Below are 17,971 nucleotides of genomic sequence, written 5' to 3' on the forward strand. Positions count from 1 at the left end.
TCTAAAGGTATGGTCTACAGTACGTTTAGCTCAATATAGCAGAAGGGTACGCCGCGGCGCCACCCTTGCACAGGAGACTCCACTTCATGCCCCGCAGCACGGCGCCACGCCGAATCGCATTGATCGTCCTGCCATGGCTGGTGCTGCTGGCGCTGTGGTATGGCCTGCGCTACAGCGGGCTGGTCAACCCGGCGCTGGTACCGGCGCCGCACGAGGTGGCCGAGCGCTTCGTCTCGCTCATGGGCGACCGCCTGCCCATGGACATCCTCATGTCCACCCAGCGCGTGTTCATCGGGGTGGCGCTGGGCACGCTGGCGGCGGTGCCGGTGGGGTTCTGCCTCGGCTGGTATCGCGGCGTGCGCACGTTCATCGACCCGGTCATCAACTTCTTCCGTGCACTGCCGCCGATCGCGCTCATCCCGCTGGTCATCGTCTACTTCGGCATCGGCGAGATCGCCAAGACGGTGATTCTGTTCTACGCGTCCTTCTTCGCGGGGGTGATCGTCATGTACGAGGGCATCGCGCAGATCAGCCCGATCTACGTTCGCGTTGCGCGCACGCTCGGCGCGAGCGACCTGGAGATATTCGGCCGCGTCATCGTGCCGCTGACGGTGCCGCACATCCTCACCGCGGTGCGCGTGGCGCTCGGCGTGGCGTGGGCCACGCTGGTGGCTTCCGAACTCATTGCCGCGCAGCAGGGGCTGGGGGCGCTGATCCAGAACGCCTCGGCCTTCTTCCAGCTCGACATCATCTACGTCGGGATCATCTGCATCGGTTTCATCGCCCTGGCGATGGACCTGCTGCTGCGCGCCGCCACCCGGCGCATGGTGGCCTGGCAGGACAGGCTGGCATGACCGCGCCGCGCGTTCGTTTCGAGGACGTGGTGGTCGAGTTCCCCACCACGCAGGGCCCGATGCGCGTGCTCGACGGCCTTTCGCTGGACATCCACCAGGGCGAGTTCGTCTCGATCATCGGCCCGTCCGGCTGCGGCAAGACGACGCTCATGAACATGCTGGCCGGCTTCGTGCAGCCCACGCAGGGGCGTGTGCTGCTCGACGGCAAGCCGGTCACGGCGCCCGGGCCGGACCGCGGCGTGATCTTCCAGGAATACGGCGTCTTTCCATGGCTGACGGTGCGGCAGAACATCGCCTTCGGCCTGCGCCTGTCGGCCAACCGCACGCCCCGGGCCGAGCACGACGCGATCATCGACCGCTACATGCGCCTGATGGGCCTGGCCGACTTTGCCGACCACCATCCCAAGCACCTGTCCGGCGGCATGCGGCAGCGACTGGCGCTGGCGCGCGCCTACGCGGTCCGGCCAGAGTTCCTGCTAATGGACGAGCCCTTCGGCGCACTGGACGCGCAGACCCGCAGCGCCATGCAGGACCTGCTGCTGGAAGTGCTCCAGGCCGAAGGCAAGACGGTGATGCTGATCACCCACTCGGTGGACGAGGCGATCTACCTCTCGTCGCGAATCGTGGTCGTCACGGCGCGGCCGGCGCGCATCCGCACGGTGATCGAGGTCCCGTTCGGCTATCCGCGCGGCGAGGCGGTGCACGAAGACCCGCGCTTCGCGCAGCTGCGCGCGCAGATCCGCGAACTGGTGATGCAGGAGTACGCCGCGCAGTCGAAGCAGCAGGTGCGCCTGTCCGATTGAACCGGTTCGTTGTCCCGGCGCCACCCGCGCCGGATGTCTGATTCTTGGTCGAGCTCGAAAGGAAACGCGACATGTCTCTCCAACGCAGAAGCATCCTCCGCGGCGGTGCCGCACTGGCCGCCACCGCGGCCTCCAGCCTGGCGCTGCCGGCCTGGGCACAGGCGCGCACCAAGGTTAACGTCGGCTACCTGCACACGCCGGCGGTGGACGGCCAGATCTGGCTCGGCCAGGAAATGGGCACCTTCGCCAAGCAGGGGCTCGAGCTCGAGCTGCGCCAGTTCACCACCGGCCTGGAGATCTTCCAGGCCATGGTGGGCGGCAGCCTGGACGTGCTGGCCACCGGCGCGGTGCTGTCGAACTTCCCAGCGCGCGGGCAGGGCAAGGTCTTCCTGATCAACAACATCGAGTACGCCACGGCGCAGTTGTGGGTACGCCCGGATTCGGGCATCAAGACGCTGGCCGACCTCAAGGGCAAGCAGATCTCCACCACCACGGGCACCACGGCGCACGTGTTCCTCGACCGGGCGCTGCGCTCGGCCCAGCTCGACCCGGCCAAGGACGTGCGCCTGGTCAACCAGCGCATGTCGGAGGCGGTGACGTCCTTCATCTCGGGCGCGGTGCCGGCCGTGGCGCTGTGGTCGCCGTTCGACACGACGGTGCGCGCGAAGGTGCCCGGCGCGACGAAGCTGATCGACGCCTCGGCCTTCTTCCCGCAGGCGGCCATCGTCGGCGGCTGGGCCGCGCGCAACGACTTCTACGAGAAGAACAAGCCGGTGCTGCAAAAGCTCATCGCCGGCTGGCTGCCGGCGAACGAACGCATGATCAACGACCCGGACGGCGCCGCCACCGCACTGCAGAAGTCGCAGTACAAGGAGGTGCCGCTGGACCAGTTCAAGGAGCAGTTCAAGGCCAGCAAGTACTACTCGTCGGCCGAATGGCGCGCCAAGTATGCCGACGGCACCGTCACGAACTGGCTGCAGCAGGTGACGGACTTCTTCGTCGGCAACGCCAATATCCAGAACCCGCTGAAGGCCAGCCAGTACTTCGACCCGGCATTGTTCACCAGCCTGGTCAAGGCATGACGCGATGAGCGGGCCGGCCGAAGGTTTCGACTACATCATCGTCGGCGCCGGCTCGGCCGGCTGCGTGCTGGCCAATCGCCTGAGCGCCGACCCGCGCTGCCGCGTGCTGCTGCTCGAGGCCGGCACCGACAGCACCCACTTCTGGCTGCGCCTGCCGGTGGGCTACTTCCGCTCGATCTACGACAAGCGGTTTTCCTGGCAGTTCGAGACCGAGGCGCAGGCCGAGACCGGCGGGCGCCGCATCGTGTGGCCGCGCGGCAAGGTTCTGGGCGGCTCCAGCGCGATCAACGGCCTGATCTACATCCGCGGCCAGCGCGCCGACTTCGACGACTGGGCGCGCGCGGCCGGCGCACCCGGCTCCGGCTGGAGCTACAGCGAACTGCTGCCGTTCTTCAGGAAGTCCGAGCGCTACGACGGCGGCGAGACCGAGTTCCACGGCGGCTCGGGCGAGCTGCGCGTGTCCGACCTGCGCAACGACCATCCCTATTGCGCGGCCTGGCTGCAGGCGGGCGAGCAGGCCGGCTTTGCGCGCAGCGGCGATTTCAACGGCGCGCAGGACGAGGGCCTGGGCGCCTACCAGCTCACGCTCGGCGGGCGCTGGCGCTGCGACGCCGCCACCGCCTTCCTGGCGCCGGTGCGGCATCGCGCGAACCTGCAGGTGCGTTGCGGCGTGCAGGTGACCCGCGTGCTGGTCGAAGGCGCCCGCGCGGTCGGCGTGGAATGGCTCGGCGAAGACGGCCAGCGCCACAGCGCGCGTGCCGATGCCGAGGTGATCCTGTCCGCCGGCGCGCTGCAGACACCGCAGCTGCTGCAGTTGTCGGGCATCGGGCCGGCCGACGCGCTGCGCGCGCTGGGCATCGGGGTGCACGTGGACGCGCCCGAGGTCGGTGCCAACCTGCAGGACCACTACCAGGCGCGCGTGATCGTCAAGCTGCGACGGCGCATGTCGCTCAACGACCAGGTGCGCAGTCCGCTGGGGCTGGCGACGATGGGCGCGCAGTGGCTGTTCGGCCAGCGCGGGCCGCTGACCGTCGGTGCCGGCCAGGTAGGCGGCATGGTGCGCACGGCGGTGGCCCGGGACGCGCGGGCCGACGTGCTGTTCAACGTGATGCCGCTGTCGGTCGACAAGCCGGGCGACGCGCTGCACGGCTTCTCGGGGTTCTCTGCCTCGGCCGCGCAGTGCCGGCCGGAGTCGCGCGGCAGCGTCATGCTTGCCAGCGCCGACCCGCTGGCGCCGCCGCGCATCACCACCAACTACCTGGTCGAGCCGCACGACGTGAAGGTGCTGGTGGAGGGGCTGAAGATCCTGCGCGACATCTACGCGCAGCCGGCGTTCCGCGACCTCGTCACCGGCGAGGAGTACCTGCCGGGCAACGATGTCCGGGACGATGCGCAGCTGGCGCGCTTCGCGCGCGAGAAGGGCGGCACGGTGTTCCACCCCGTCGGCACCTGCCGCATGGGTGGCGACGCGCGGTCGGTGGTCGATGCGCAGTTGCGCGTGCGCGGCATCGAGCGCCTGCGCGTCATCGACGCGTCGGTCATGCCGACGATGACCTCGGCCAACACCAACGCGGCGGCCATCGTCATTGGCGAGAAGGGCGCCAGCCTCGTGCTGGCCGGCTGACCGCTGTCGCCGCGGCGCGACACGCTCGCGCTGCGCTGAATCACTTAGTTCGCACCGTTCGTTGCAACTGGCAACGGTTCGTGTGTTGCGCGCATCGGCGATGCGCGAAGTCATGCTTCGTTCGTTGACCTGTCACGGCGAATGCCTAGTCTCGACGCTGCCATGACGAAGCGCGATGCCATTGGCCTCGCCCGCATCCGCCAGGGCACGCAGTTCCCATAACCACAAGGAGGCATGTCCGTCGGCGGTGTCGCGCGCTCGCGTGCGCCCGGCTCGGGCCTGTCGCTTCATACAAAGGAGTTCGTTCCTCATGCGCAAGTTGATTCGATGGCGCGCCTGGCTCGCGCTTTCACTGATGGCGGGCATGGCCGGCCTGTCCGCCTGCGGAGGCAGCGGCGGTGCCGACAGCGGCGGCGCCTCGAGTGCCGCGTCCTCGTCGAGCAAGACCGAAAGCCCGTCCGAGGGCAAGCCCGAGACGGAAGAAAAGCCCAGCGTGACCTACGCCCCCTGAATACATCCAGAAAGAGACAGAACAACATGACCTCACGACGCAAGTTCCTGCAGAGCGCGGCCGGCACCAGTCTTGCTGCCGCCACCCTTTCGGCCTTCCCGCCGAGCATCCGGCGCGCGCTGGCGATTCCCGCCCACCGCGACACCGGCACCGTCAAGGACGTCAAGCACGTCGTCCTGCTGATGATGGAGAACCGCTCCTTCGACAGCTACTTCGGCACCTTCAAGGGCGTGCGTGGATTCGGCGACCGCTTCGCCGTGCCGGCACCCAACGGCAAGACCATCCTGCACCAGACCTACACGCTGACCACGCCGCCGACGACCTACACGCCCTACCACCTCGACGAGAGCAAGGGCAACGCGCAGCGCGCCGGCAGCACGCCGCACTCCTGGGCGGATTCGCAGGCCGCGTGGGACCACGGCCGCATGTACAAGTGGCCGGACGCGAAGAAGCTCCTGTCGCTGGGCTACTACGAAGCCGCGGAAGTGCCGTTCCAGCGCGCGCTGGCCGACGCCTTCACGCTGTGCGACCACTACCACTGCGGCATGCACACCGGCACCATCGCCAACCGGCTCTTCTACTGGAGCGGCACCAATGGGCCGAACGGGCTGAGTCCTGTCGATGGCAGCCGGGTCGAGGTCGCTGGACTGAACAACCAGTTCAACGGCGGCAACGACATCGGCGTGTCCACCGACGGCTGGACCTGGACCACCTATGCCGACCGGCTGGAGAAGGCCGGCGTGAAGTGGAAGGTCTACCAGAGCCTGATCGACAACTACGGCTGCAACGAGATGATGGGCTTTCGCCACTGGCGCGCCGCCATCGAGCAGATGCCGGCGGCGCGGCGTCCCGTGTACGTGCCGGACACCGACATCACGCAGCCGGTGACCGCGGCGGGCCCGTTCTACGACGCCTCGGTCGACGACGCGCTGAGCCCGCTGGCAAAGGGCTTCGGCAACACCATGCCGTACGGCTTCCTGGAGACTTTGCGCGAGGACATCAGGAACGGCCAGTTGCCGCAGGTGTCCTGGATCATCGCGCCGTCGGCCTACAGCGAACATGCCGGCCCGTCGAGCCCGGCCAAGGGCGGCTGGTACGTGCAGGAAGTGCTCGACGCGCTGACCGCCAACCCGGAGGTCTGGAGCAAGACGGTACTGCTGGTCAACTACGACGAGAACGATGGCTTCTTCGACCACGTGCCGTCGCCCGCGGCGCCTTCGCGCAACGACGACGGCTCGCTCGCCGGCGCCAGCACCATGGCCGCTGCCGACGTGGCCGTCGAATACCACGACTACACGCCGGCCACCGAGAAGCAGCCCGCGCCGGATGGCCGCCCCTACGGCCCGGGCCCGCGCGTGCCGCTGTGGGTGGTCTCGCCCTGGAGCCGCGGCGGCTGGGTCAACTCGCAGGTGAGCGACCACACGTCGACGCTGATGTTCCTGGAGAAGGTCTTCGGCGTGCCCGAGCCGCAGATCAGCGCGTACCGGCGCGCCATCTGCGGCGACCTGACCAGCGCCTTCAACTTCGACCGTCCCAACGACGAGCCGTTGCCCACGCTCGCCGGCCGCAAGACCAAGGCCGAGGCCGATGCGCTGACGGCGGCGCAGCAGGCGCTGCCGAAGATCGAACCGACGGCCGACGCCGCACTGCCCCGGCAGGCCACGGGCGTGCGCCCGTCGCGCGCCTTGCCCTACGAGCTGCACACCAGCGCGCGCAGCGATGCCGTGGGCGGGCGGGTGCAACTGCTGTTCGCCAACACCGGCCGCGCGGCCGCCGTGTTCCATGTCTACGACAAGCTGCATCTGGCCGACCGGCTGCCGCGCCGCTTCGTGGTCGAGCCGGGCAAGCGGCTCGACGGCGACTGGAACGCGGCGACCGACAACGCCGGCTTGTACGACCTGTGGGTGCTCGGCCCCAACGGCTACCACCGGCAGTTCAAGGGTGATCTCAACGCGCTGCGCGCGGGTGGCGCGCCGGCGCCCGAGATCCGGGTCGGGTATGACGCCCGCGGCGGCGACATCTACCTGCAGCTGCGCAACGAGGGACGGCGCGATTGCGTGTTCAGCGTGCAGTCGAACAAGGCCTATCCGAGCGTGCAGGCGATCGGCGCCGGCCGCTGGGAGCGCGGCCACGACCACGATGATCGTGGCCACGGCCACGGCCACGGCCACGGCCACGGAGGCGGCGGCGGACACTCGGACGACGACTGGACCGTGCGCGTCAGGGGCGGCGGCGAGGAGACGCTGCGCTGGCGCCTGGATGCCACCGGCCAGTGGTACGACTTTGCCGTTACCTGCGAAGGCGACAGTGCGTTCTACCGCCGCTTCGCCGGCCGGGTGGAGACCGGGCGCCACGCGGTGAGCGACCCGGCCATGGGCATGGCCGACGCGTTCTGAGGCCCCTGCGGCCTGCCAGCGCGCTGGCAGGCCGGCGCCTCAGAAGCCGATGAACTGCGCGACTTCGCCGAGCGGGGCGCGCTCGGTCACCAGGGCGTCCAGCGGCACGTCGCGATCCGCATAGCCGATCGCCATGCCGGTGAACAGCATGCGCTCGGGCGGCAGTTGCAGGAATTGCCCGATGGTGCGCGGGTACATGGCCCAGCATTCCTGCGGGCAGCTGTCCAGGCCCTCGGCGCGCAGCAGCAGCATCACGTTCTGCAGCAGCATGCCGAGGTCGGACCATTGCGGCGGACCCATGCGCCGGTCGACCGTGCAGAACAGCGCCAGCGGCGCGCCGAAGAACTCGAAATTGCGCGCAAACCAGGCGCGCCGCGCGGGCCTGTCCTCGCGCGGGATGCCCAGGCGCGCATACATGGCCTCGCCCACGTCGAAACGCCGCTGGCGATAGGGCTCGACCAGCTCGTTCGGGTAGACGTCGTATTCGCTGCCTTCGCCGCGCGGGTCGTCGCGTACGCGCTCGCGCATCAGGGCCTTGAGCCGCGCCAGGGGCTCGCCCCCGACGATGCTCAGGTGCCACGGCTGCAGGTTGCCGCCCGAGGGGGCGCGCAGGGCCGCCTCCAGCACGCGATGGATGACGTCGGGTGGCACCGGCCGGTCCAGGAATGCGCGCACCGAGCGCCGGCTGCTCACCGCCTCATGGACGTTCATGCGGCCTATTCGACCTCGGCGATCAGTTCGATCTCGACGCAAGCGCCCATGGGCAGCTGCGCCACGCCGAAGGCACTGCGCGCGTGCGCGCCGCGGTCGCCGAAGACCTCGCCCATCAGTTCGCTGGCGCCGTTGGTCACCAGGTGTTGCTCGACGTAGCTGCCGGTGGAGTTGACGAGGCTCATCAGCTTGATCACGCGCCGCACCTTGTTCAGGTCGCCCACGGCGGCGTGCAGCGTGCCCAGCAGGTCGATGGCCACGGCGCGTGCGGCCTGCTTGCCTTCGGCGGTGTCGATGCCGGCGCCGAGCTGGCCGGCCCAGACCTTGCCGTCCTTCTTGGCGATGTGGCCGGACAGGAACACCAGGTTGCCGGTGCGCATGAAGGGGACATACGCGGCGGCGGGCACGGCCACCGGCGGCAGGTCGATACCGAGTTGCTTCAGTTTGTCGTAGACGCTCATGGGAATCCTCCGTTCGAAAAAAGGCCATTGTCGCCCGGACGGATTCACGGCCCCCGCGCAGGGGGCTGGCCCGCGTGCGTGTCGTCGGCACCGGCCTCGTCGGCGGGCTCCACCGTGACCGCCACGGCCAGCGTGTGCCCGGCGCCGCCGTGCAGCACGCCGCGCATCGGCGAGACGTCGGCGAAGTCGCGTCCCATGGCCAGCACCACGTAGTCCTCGCCCGGCTGGCGGCCGTTGGTGGGATCGAAGTCGGCCCACGTGCCCGGCTGCCCGTCGGCGCCGGGCAGGTAGGCCGAGACCCAGGCGTGCGATGCGTCGCTGCCGAGCAGGCGTGGCTGGCCCGGCGGCGGCTGCGTCAGCAGGTAGCCGCTGACGTAGCGGGCCGGCAGGCCGAGCGTGCGCAGGCAGCCGATCATGATGTGGGCGAAGTCCTGGCAGACGCCGCGGCGCTGCGCCAGCGCCTGCACCGCCGGCGTGTTGACCTGCGTGCTGTCGCCGTCGTAGATGAAGTCGGCATGCATGCGACGGGTCAGGTCCAGCGTCGCCTCGAACAGCGGCCGGCCCGGCGCGAAGCTCGCCCGCGCATACGCGGAGAACGCGTCGTGCCGCGGCACGTGGTGCGAGGCGAAGACGAACTCGGCGGCGGGGTCGTGCGGCGCGTCCTTGCGGTAGCGGTAGTGCTCGCGCACCTGCTCCCATGCCCGGTCCGCCGCCCCCGGCCCGGCGGTGGCGCCGGCGTGGGTGCGCACCAGGCTGCGCGCCGTCACGACCAGCGTGTCGTGCTGCGATTCCAGCGCGAAGAAGGCGCGGCCGTTGCCGTAGACGTCGACCGATTCGCTGCGCTGCGCCGGCTCCGGCGTGATCTCCAGCGCGTGCTCGAGCAGCGCCTGTCGCGGCAGCTCGCGCGGCCTGAGGTACGCCATGTGCTGCGCCGTCTCGACCGGCGGCGTGTAGGCGTAGCGGGTTTCGTGGGTGACGCGCAGCAGCATGGCGGCCGATCAGACACCCACCGAATGCAGCGATTCGGCAGTCAGGGTGAAGTAGCGCGCGCCGATCTCGTCGGAGACCTGGTAGGTCGCGGTCTCGAGCCGGTCGAGCATGTCCATCAGCGCCGCGTGACCGGGTGCCGCGTCGGCGGCGCACAGGTGGTCGATCGACCAGCCGGCCGGATCGGGCAGCTTGTGCGACAGCTCGGCCAGTTCGCCGGGCGCGCTGCCGGCGAGCCGCGCGATGCGCCCGCGCAGCGTCTGCGTCACCCAGGCCAGGGAGCGCGGGTTGTCGCGGTCGAGCACCAGCAGGTCGACCAGCGGCGCGACGTCCCGGCGCTGCTGGTAGCGCGCATGGAAGGTGATGGTGCTGTCGAACAGCGCCAGCATCGCCTCGAAGCCCGGCAGGTCGTGCACCGAGCCGTCGGCAATGCCGGCCATGAGCGCATCGGTGAAGAAGGCCAGGCGCTCGATGTGGCGGCCGATGGACAGCAGGCGCCAGCCGTCGTCACGCGTCATGCGGTCGGTCTGCGCGCCGGTGAGCGCCGACAGTGCCTGCGTCGCGTCTTCCAGCGCGCGCAGGGCTGCCGAGGCCGAATGCAGGCCTTCGGCCTGGTCGCCGGCCAGTCGGGCGGCGCTGGCCGAGAACTCGGCCTCGGTGCGCACGATCAGGTTCCAGTGGTCTTGCGACAGGCGCTCGCGCAGCGCGCTGGCCGCGTTGCGGATGCAGCGCAGCGAAAAGCCGACGCTGCCGCCTTCGGTGTTGCCCAGCTCGGCGATCAGCGCGCGCTCGAAGACGCGGCGCGAGCGCGGTGCCGCCGGCACGTCGCGCGGCACCAGTGCGTTGTGCTGCGCCAGCTTGTGCAGCCAGGCGAGCAGCGGCTGCGATTCCTGCTCCTCGCCGGGCAGCAGGCTCAGCGTCAGCCGCGCCAGCTGCACGGCGTTTTCCGCGCGCTCGGTGTAGCGGCCGAACCAGAACAGGTTTTCCGCCGCCCGGCTCGTCACCGGCGCCCGGTTGCGCGTGAGGGCCTGGACGCTGGCGTGGCTGGCCAGCAGGCTGGTCCGGTCGATGTCGGCATGCGTCTGCACCCAGGTGTCGGCGCTGCTGCCGCCGCGCTGCATGGAGACGATGCGCGTGTCCGGCCCGGCGATGCGCGCCATGCCGCCGGGCAGCATGCGCCAGCTGCCGGGACCGTCGCTGACGGCGAACACGCGCAGCAGCACGGTGCGCGCCGAGAGCTTGCCGCCGCCCCCGGCATCGCCGTCGCGCTCGCTCCAGCTGGGCATCTGCGACAGCGGCAGGTAGCCTTGCACGGTATGCGCTTCGCCCGACAGCGCGATGCGCCCGGCCCATTCCTCCATGGTGCGGCGATCCATTTCGCTGCCCAGCACGGCGTGCAGCTGGCCGGCGGCATCGGGGTAGGTCGACTTGATGACCGACTGGGCCAGTTGCGGCAGCGCCGCCTCCATGGCGGCGCGCTCGCCGCACCACCACGAGGGCAGGGAAGGCAGCAGCAGCGACTCCCCGGTCAGGTGCCTGGCCAGGCCCGGCAGGAAGCCGAGCAACGCCGGCGATTCGAGAAAGCCCGAGCCGGGCGTGTTCGCCACCAGCACGTTGCCGGCGCGCACCGCCTGCATCAGCCCGGGCACGCCCAGGGTCGAGTCGGGGCGCAGTTCGAGCGGGTCCAGGAACTGGTCGTCCACGCGCTTGATTAGGCCGTGCACCGGGCGCAGGCCTTCGAGCGTCTTCAGGTAGAGGTGTTCCGCGCGCACGGTGAGGTCGCTGCCCTCGACCAGCGTGATGCCGAGGTAGCGGGCCAGGTAGGCGTGCTCGAAGTACGTCTCGTTGTACGGGCCGGGCGTGAGCAGTGCCACGTGCGGCTGGGTCTGCGCCGGGCACATGCGCTGCAGCGCGTTCATCAGCGCCACGTAGGTGGACGCCAGCCGCTGCACGTGCAGCGACTCGAAGGCCTGCGGGAACTGGCGCGACACCGCGATGCGGTTCTCCAGCAGGTAGCCCAGGCCGGATGGCGCCTGCGTGCGTTGCGACACCACCCACCAGTTGCCGTCCGGCCCGCGGCCGAGGTCGAACGCGGCGATGTGCAGCCACGTGTCGCCCGGCGGCCTGACGCCGTGCATGGCGCGCAGGTAGCCGGGGTGCCCCTGCACCAGCGCAGCGGGCAACAGGCCCTGGGCCAGCAGGTCCTGAGGCCCGTAGACGTCCGCCAGGACGCGGTCGAGCACGCGCATGCGCTGCAGCACGCCGGCCTCGATGCCAGCCCAGCTTTCAGGCGAGATGATGAGCGGGAACAGGTCGAGCGACCACGGCCGCTGCGGCCCGTGCCGGTCGGCATAGACGTTGTAGGTGACGCCGTTGTCGCGGATCTGCCGCGCCAGGCTGCGCGCGCGCTCGGGCAGGTCGGCGAAGCCGCCGGGGCCGAGTTCACGGAAGAAATGCGACCAGGCCGGTGCCAGCGTGGCGGCGTCGCCCGCGGCTGCGCCGTCTTCGGGCGCCTCGGCCGCGGCATCGACGGCTCCGGCCGCCGGCGCCGGCACCGCAGCGTCGCGCAACTGCGGGCCGGCCGGGGCGCTTGGCGCGCGCGGCACCGGCGCGGCAGCGGTGGCGCGGCCGCGCAGTTCGTCGTAGTGGCCCGGGCCGGCCGGCGGCGTCAGGGCGGCCGCCAGCGCGGCGAGGGCGGCCGGCGACTCGGGCTCGGCGTCGAAAAGGGAGGGGTTGAGGGGATCCACAGCCGGTCAATTGTTACATTGCCGTGACGCAGATGGCCTCCGCCCCTGTGGCGCGGGTCAGCGCCTCAAGTCCAAAGTGAACGGGAATTCACGGCTGCCGGTGATTTCGATGTTGGCAGGCAGCGTGTCCACCGTGCCGGGCGTATGGCCCATGCGCGAGAAGCGCGCCAGGCGCCGGCTTTCGGCTTCGTAGGCGTTCACCGGGAAGGTGTCGTAGCTGCGCCCGCCAGGGTGCGTCACGTGGTATTGGCAGCCGCCGATGGAGCGCTTCATCCAGGTGTCGACCAGGTCCAGCGTGAGCGGCGCATGCACGCCGATGGCCGGGTGCAGCGACGAGGGCGGGTTCCAGGCCTTGTAGCGCACGCCGGCGACGAACTCGCCCACCGTGCCGGTGGGCCGCAGCGGCAGCGGGCGCCCGTTGACGGTCACCAGGTAGCGGCTCTCGTTGAGGCCGGTCACCCGCACTTCGAGGCGCTCGAGCGACGAATCCACGTAGCGCGCGGTGCCGCCGGGTGCGCCTTCCTCTCCCATCACGTGCCAGGGCTCGAGCGCATTGCGCACCGTAAGCTCCATGCCCATGGCGCGCACCTGGCCGACCAGCGGGAAGCGGAATTCCAGGTGCGGCGCGAACCAGGCCGCGTCGAAGGCGAAACCGGCCTGCCGCATCTGCTCGATCACGTCGTCGAAGTCGGCCTTGACGAAGGCGTGCAGCAGGAAGCGGTCGTGCAGCTCGGTACCCCAGCGGGTGGCCGGCGCGCGATAGGGCGTGTCCCAGAAGCGGGCGACCAGCGCGCGCATGAGCAGCTGCTGGGCCACGCTCATGCGGGCATGCGGCGGCATCTCGAAGGCGCGCAGCTCGAGCAGGCCGAGGCGGCCGGTGCTGGAGTCGGGCGAGTACAGCTTGTCGATGCAGAACTCGCTGCGGTGCGTGTTGCCGGTCACGTCGATCAGGATGTTGCGCAGCGTGCGGTCGACCAGCCAGGGCGGCATGTCCTCGCCGTGCACTTCGCGGGCCCTGGCGATCTGCGCCAGCGCGATCTCCAGTTCGTAGAGCTGGTCGTTGCGTGCCTCGTCCACGCGCGGCGCCTGGCTGGTCGGGCCGATGAACATGCCTGAGAACAGGTAGCTCAGCGACGGATGGTTGTGCCAGTACAGCAGCAGGCTGGCCAGCAGTTCCGGCCTGCGCAGGAACGGGCTGTCCGCCGGCGTGGCGCCGCCGAGCACGAAGTGGTTGCCGCCGCCGGTGCCGGTGTGGCGCCCGTCGGTCATGAACTTCTCGGCCGACAGGCGTGTCTCGAAAGCCGCCTGGTAGAGGAACTCGGTGTGCTCGACGAGTTCGCCCCAGTTGTGCGCCGGGTGGATGTTGACCTCGATCACGCCCGGATCGGGCGTGACCTGCAGCAGCTTCAGGCGCGTGTCGCGCGGCGGCGGGTAGCCCTCGATCACGATCTTCACGCCGAGCCCGGCGGCAGTGGCCTCGACCGCGGCGAGCAGGTCGAGGTAGTCCTCCAGCCGAGCCAGCGGCGGCATGAACACGTACATCACGCCCGACGCCGTGCCGACCTTCTCGACCGCCGGCCCGTTGGCGCGGCGCGGGTCGCGCACTTCGACGCACAGCGCGGTGCGGGTGATTCCCTGCGCCGATTCGAAGCGGCCCGGCGCCTGGGCGTCGGCGGTCGTCCCGGCGCTCGCGCCGCCGTGTGGTCCCGTGCCGGGCTGCAGGCGCACGGCGGCGGGCGTGGCCTGCGGCGCGCGCAGGTCGTAGGGCATCGCGCGCAGGTCGCCGGCGGTGCCGTTCGCGCCGGTGGCGGCGTAGCGCCCCTGCATCGTCGTGGCGTCGGGCAGCGCGCCGGCCGGCGCCATCGGGTCGCGCTCGACCAGGTAGGGGAAATCGGCCTTGGCGGTCCAGGGCTGCGAATCGAGCGGCAGGCGCCAACCCATCGGCGAATCGCCGGGCACCAGGTACAGCCGGTCGTCGCGCAGGAACCAGGGGCCGGTCTGCCAGCCGGGGCCGGCCAGCGAAGGCCGGTCGGCCACGGCATGGCTGGCCGCCAGCGGCAGCATGTATCCGGTCACCGAGTCGAGCTTGCGGGTGAAGACGCGGCGCAGCCGGGCCCGCTCCATCTCGTCGTCAAGCCGCGAATCGAAGGGGTCGACGTTGACCGGCAGGCGCCGTTCGCGCCACAGGTAGTAGTAGACGTCCTCGTAGCCGGGCAGCACGTGGCGGTCGGTGATGCCGAGCCTGCCGGCCAGGGCGCGGACGAAGCGCTGCGCGTCCGCGTCGGTGTAGTGCGTCGGCTCGCGCTCGTCGGCGAACAGCGACGGATCGCGCCAGACCGGCTGGCCGTCGGCGCGCCAGTAGATCGACAGCGCCCACCGCGGCAGCTGCTCGCCCGGGTACCACTTGCCCTGGCCGAAGTGCAGGAAGCCGCCGTCGCCGTAGCGCCGGCGCAGGCGATGCACCAATTCGGTGGCGTAGCCGCGCTTGGTCGGGCCCAGCGCATCGGTGTTCCACTCGCCCGCCTCGCGGTCGCTGGTGGCCACGAAGGTGGGCTCGCCGCCCATGGTCAGCCGCACGTCGCCGGCTGCCAGTTGGCGGTCCACCTGCTCGCCCAGGGCGAGCACGGCGGCCCACTGGTCGTCGGTGTAGGGCCGGGTCACGCGCGGCGCCTCGTAGATGCGCGAGACCTTCATCTCGTGGCCGAACTCCACCTCGGCCTCGTCCATCATTCCCTCGATCGGCGCGGCGCTGGAGGGGCTGGGCGTGCAGGCCAGCGGAATGTGGCCTTCGCCGGCCAGCAGGCCGGAGGTGGCGTCCAGCCCGACCCAGCCGGCGCCGGGCAGGTACACCTCGCACCAGGCGTGCAGGTCGGTGAAGTCGACCTCGGTGCCGCTGGGGCCGTCGAGCGCCTTGACGTCGGGCGTGAGCTGGATCAGGTAGCCCGAGACGAACCGCGCCGCCAGCCCCATGTGCCGAAGCAGCTGCACCAGCAGCCAGCCGGAGTCGCGGCAGGAGCCGCAACCCAGCGCCAGGGTTTCCTCCGGCGTCTGCACGCCGGGCTCCATGCGGATCAGGTAGCGCACGTCCTGCTGCACCTGCTGATTGAGCCCGACCAGGAAGTCGATGGTGCGCTGGCGGCTGCGGTCGACCCGCGCCAGGTACTGCTCGACCAGCGGCGTCATCGCCTCGGTCGCCAGGTAGGGCGCCAGTTCCTGCGCGACCGCGGGGTCGTACTTGAAGGGGAAGTTCTCCGCCTCCGGCTCCAGGAAGAAGTCGAACGGGTTGTAGACCGCCATCTCGACCACCAGGTCGACGGTGACCTTGAACTCGCGCGTCTTCTCGGGAAAGACCAGCCTTGCCTGGTAGTTGGCGAACGGGTCCTGCTGCCAGTTGATGAAATGCTGCTCGGGCTCGATGCGCAGCGAATACGAGATGACGTTGCTGCGGCAGTGCGGCGCCGGGCGCAGGCGCACGACCTGGGGGCCGAGTTGCACCGGGCGGTCGTACTTGTAGTGCGTGACGTGGTGGAGCGCGGCGTGGATGGACATGGTTCTCCCAGCAAGTCGGGCGCCGCCGGGAGCAGCGGGCCGCCCGGCGGATACTAGCGGAGAAGGATGCAAGGAGTGCGCCAGATCGCCGGTCTGCATTGCGGCACACTGCGCGCGTGGCTGTCATTCCCCCTGCAGACGACGACGGCGTCCGGCGTCTGGACGAACCCCTGTTGCGCTCCCTGTACGCGCTGCTGACCGAGGCGAGCGTGTCGCAGGCGGCCGCCAAGCTGGGCATCGCCCAGTCCGCCATGAGCCGCCACCTGCGGGTGCTGCGGCAGCTGACCGGGGACGAGCTGCTGGTACGCGTCGGCAACCGCATGGTGCCGACCGAGCGGGCACAGACGCTGGCGGCGCCTGCGCGGCGCATCCTGGCGGACATGTCGCTGCTCACGTCGCAGGCCATGCCAAGCTCGCCGCGCGAGCTGCGGCTGAGCTTCCGGCTGGCAACCTACGACTTCCTGCCCAAGCGCTTCTTCGCCGACGTCATCGGACGCATCGCGCGCGAGGCGCCCGAGTGCGACCTGGTGGTGCGGGGGCTGGGCTCGCGCTTCGAGCACTACCGCCAGCTGGCCGACGGGGAGGTGGACATGGTGATCACCGTGTGGCCCGAGCTGCCGGCGCACCTGCGCGCCACCAGCCTGCTGACCGAGCCCCTGGTCTGCCTCATGCGGCCGGACCATCCGCTGGCCGGTGGCGACATGACGCTGGAGGACTTCCGGCGCGCCCGGCACTTCACCTCGCTCGAGCACATGCCGGGGCAGGGCAGCATCATCGACGCCACACTTTCCGGGCTCGGCGTGGCGGTGCACACGGCCGTGCGCACGCAGTTCCTGAGCCTGGCGCCGGCCGTGCTGTCGGCCACCGACCTCGTCTTCACCACCGGGCGCCTGCTGGCCGAGGACTTCGCGAGCGAGCACGGCCTGGCCATCGTGCCGTTTCCGGTGCGCATTCCGCCGATGCGCTACCGGCTGGTGTGGCACGAGCGCACCCATGCCAACCGGGCGATGCGTTGGCTGCGCGAGGAGATCGTCGGTGCCGCGCGCCTGCTGGCGCAAAGGCCGCGGTCATAACGCCGGTGTCATAACCGCCACCACGTTCGTGACCTGGGCGGTAGCGCGCCGCGCCGATAAGGTCCGGCCATGCATTCAACACTGTCCGAACCGGCGGCGCATCGCGCACCGATCACTCCGCAGCTGCTGGCGCGCCTGCCCAAGGTCGACCTGCACATGCACCTGGCCGGCACCTTGCGCCCCGCGACGCTGGCCGCGTTCGCCGGGCGCCACGCGCTGGCGCTGCCGCGCCCGGTGGAGTCCCTCTACACCTACCGCGACTTCTACGATTTCATCGACGTGCTGCGCCTGGGCGCCCGGGCGGTGCGCAGCGCCGGCGAGTTCGAACGCATGGCCTACGAGGCGGTCGAGGACGCGAGCCGTAGCGGCGCGCGTCACGTCGAGATGTCCTTCAACCCGCAGTACTACCTTCCGGCAGGCGTGCCGTACCGGGTGCAGCTCGAAGGGCTGGTAGCCGGGGTACAGGCGGCCATGCGCGACTTCGACTGCTCCGCGCTGCTGATCGCCGCGCTGGACCGGGGACTGCCGATGGACAGCGCACGGCAGGCCATGGACGACATCGTCGGCCGGCGGCACGAGCTGGTCGTGGGCGTGGGCCTGGACGGGCCCGAGCGCGAAGGACCGCCGGCGCAGATGGCCCCCTTGTTCCAGCGCGCCGGCCGGGCCGGCCTCAAGCGCACCGCCCACGTGTGCGAGGACAACCAGACATTGCAGGAAGCGCCCCCGTCCAACGTGGACGACTGCATCGAGTTGATGGGTTGCGACCGGCTGGACCACGGCTACAACCTCCTGGCGGATGCGGACGGCGTGCGGCGCGCGCGCGATCGCGGCGTGTACTTCTGCGCCTGCGGCATCACCAGCGTGGCGCGCAACCGCGAACGACGGCTGCGCAGCCTGCGGGCGATGGTGGACGCCGGCCTGCCGGTGACGCTCAACACCGACGACCCGGCCATGTTCCATACCGACATCGCCCACACCTACGCCACCGTGCTCGACGGCTGCGGCTGGGGCTGGGACGAGGCGCGCGCCTTCAGCCTTGCCGGCGTGCAGGCCTGCTGGCTCGACGACGCGGCCAGGCGCGATCTTCGCGAGCGTTTCGAGCGTGAGCTCGACGCGCTGCAGGGCGAACTCGCTGGGCAGACCGAACGCTGATCCGACCCACCCATTCATTGC

At 70.5% G+C, this 17,971-nt stretch carries 13 protein-coding genes; 8 read left to right on the forward strand and 5 right to left on the reverse strand.

What is annotated here, in order from left to right:
* The first annotated feature begins 86 nt into the window (after positions 1-86).
* The 6 genes from VES41_RS16995 to VES41_RS17020 all read left to right on the forward strand — a co-directional run bounded on the left by VES41_RS16995 (position 87) and on the right by VES41_RS17020 (position 7,270).
* Positions 87-854 (forward strand): ABC transporter permease, encoded by a 768-nt coding sequence (locus tag VES41_RS16995; RefSeq protein ID WP_324819394.1) that lies wholly within the window; start codon positions 87-89, stop codon positions 852-854.
* Positions 851-1,657, forward strand: coding sequence for an ABC transporter ATP-binding protein (locus VES41_RS17000; protein WP_324819396.1), 807 nt, complete (start codon positions 851-853; stop codon positions 1,655-1,657). The genes VES41_RS16995 and VES41_RS17000 overlap by 4 nt, the downstream gene beginning before the upstream one ends.
* Before the next feature lie 71 nt (positions 1,658-1,728).
* Positions 1,729-2,739: an ABC transporter substrate-binding protein gene (locus VES41_RS17005; RefSeq protein ID WP_324819398.1), complete on the forward strand. Its 1,011-nt coding sequence runs from the start codon at positions 1,729-1,731 to the stop codon at positions 2,737-2,739.
* 4 nt (positions 2,740-2,743) lie between these two features.
* The gene (locus tag VES41_RS17010) at positions 2,744-4,363 is read left to right on the forward strand and encodes a GMC family oxidoreductase (RefSeq protein WP_324819400.1); all 1,620 of its coding nucleotides are present in this window, start codon (positions 2,744-2,746) and stop codon (positions 4,361-4,363) included.
* Positions 4,364-4,673: 310 nt separating this feature from the next.
* Positions 4,674-4,874: a hypothetical protein gene (locus VES41_RS17015; RefSeq protein WP_324819402.1), complete on the forward strand. Its 201-nt coding sequence runs from the start codon at positions 4,674-4,676 to the stop codon at positions 4,872-4,874.
* Positions 4,875-4,900: 26 nt separating this feature from the next.
* Positions 4,901-7,270 carry a phosphocholine-specific phospholipase C gene (locus VES41_RS17020; protein WP_324819404.1) on the forward strand — a complete coding sequence of 790 codons (2,370 nt, stop codon included), beginning with the start codon at positions 4,901-4,903 and terminating at the stop codon, positions 7,268-7,270.
* A 39-nt stretch (positions 7,271-7,309) separates the two neighbouring features.
* Here the strand turns inward: VES41_RS17020 and VES41_RS17025 are convergent, their stop codons facing one another.
* The 5 genes from VES41_RS17025 to VES41_RS17045 are packed head-to-tail and all read right to left on the reverse strand — an operon-like array spanning position 7,310 to position 15,725.
* A complete protein-coding gene (locus VES41_RS17025; RefSeq protein WP_324819406.1) occupies positions 7,310-7,981 on the reverse strand; it encodes a nitroreductase in 672 nt (223 codons plus the stop codon).
* Positions 7,982-7,986: 5 nt separating this feature from the next.
* Positions 7,987-8,442, reverse strand: coding sequence for a RidA family protein (locus VES41_RS17030; protein ID WP_324819408.1), 456 nt, complete (start codon positions 8,440-8,442; stop codon positions 7,987-7,989).
* A 44-nt stretch (positions 8,443-8,486) separates the two neighbouring features.
* Complete coding sequence (locus VES41_RS17035; protein WP_324819410.1) at positions 8,487-9,431, reverse strand: transglutaminase family protein; 945 nt, start codon at positions 9,429-9,431, stop codon at positions 8,487-8,489.
* Between the two features lie 9 nt (positions 9,432-9,440).
* Positions 9,441-12,176 (reverse strand): circularly permuted type 2 ATP-grasp protein, encoded by a 2,736-nt coding sequence (locus tag VES41_RS17040; protein WP_324819412.1) that lies wholly within the window; start codon positions 12,174-12,176, stop codon positions 9,441-9,443.
* Between the two features lie 57 nt (positions 12,177-12,233).
* Positions 12,234-15,725 (reverse strand): transglutaminase family protein, encoded by a 3,492-nt coding sequence (locus VES41_RS17045; RefSeq protein WP_324819414.1) that lies wholly within the window; start codon positions 15,723-15,725, stop codon positions 12,234-12,236.
* A gap of 116 nt (positions 15,726-15,841) precedes the next feature.
* On the opposite strand from VES41_RS17045, the gene VES41_RS17050 reads away from it, so the two are divergent.
* Both VES41_RS17050 and VES41_RS17055 read left to right on the forward strand, forming a co-directional pair.
* Entirely contained in the window at positions 15,842-16,798 is a 957-nt protein-coding gene (locus VES41_RS17050) for a LysR family transcriptional regulator (protein WP_324819416.1), read from the forward strand.
* 69 nt (positions 16,799-16,867) lie between these two features.
* Positions 16,868-17,950 carry a hypothetical protein gene (locus VES41_RS17055; protein WP_324819418.1) on the forward strand — a complete coding sequence of 361 codons (1,083 nt, stop codon included), beginning with the start codon at positions 16,868-16,870 and terminating at the stop codon, positions 17,948-17,950.
* The last annotated feature ends 21 nt before the right edge of the window (positions 17,951-17,971 follow it).

Origin of the sequence: Variovorax sp. (genome assembly GCF_035634955.1) — a bacterium.
Classification (GTDB): domain Bacteria; phylum Pseudomonadota; class Gammaproteobacteria; order Burkholderiales; family Burkholderiaceae_C; genus Variovorax.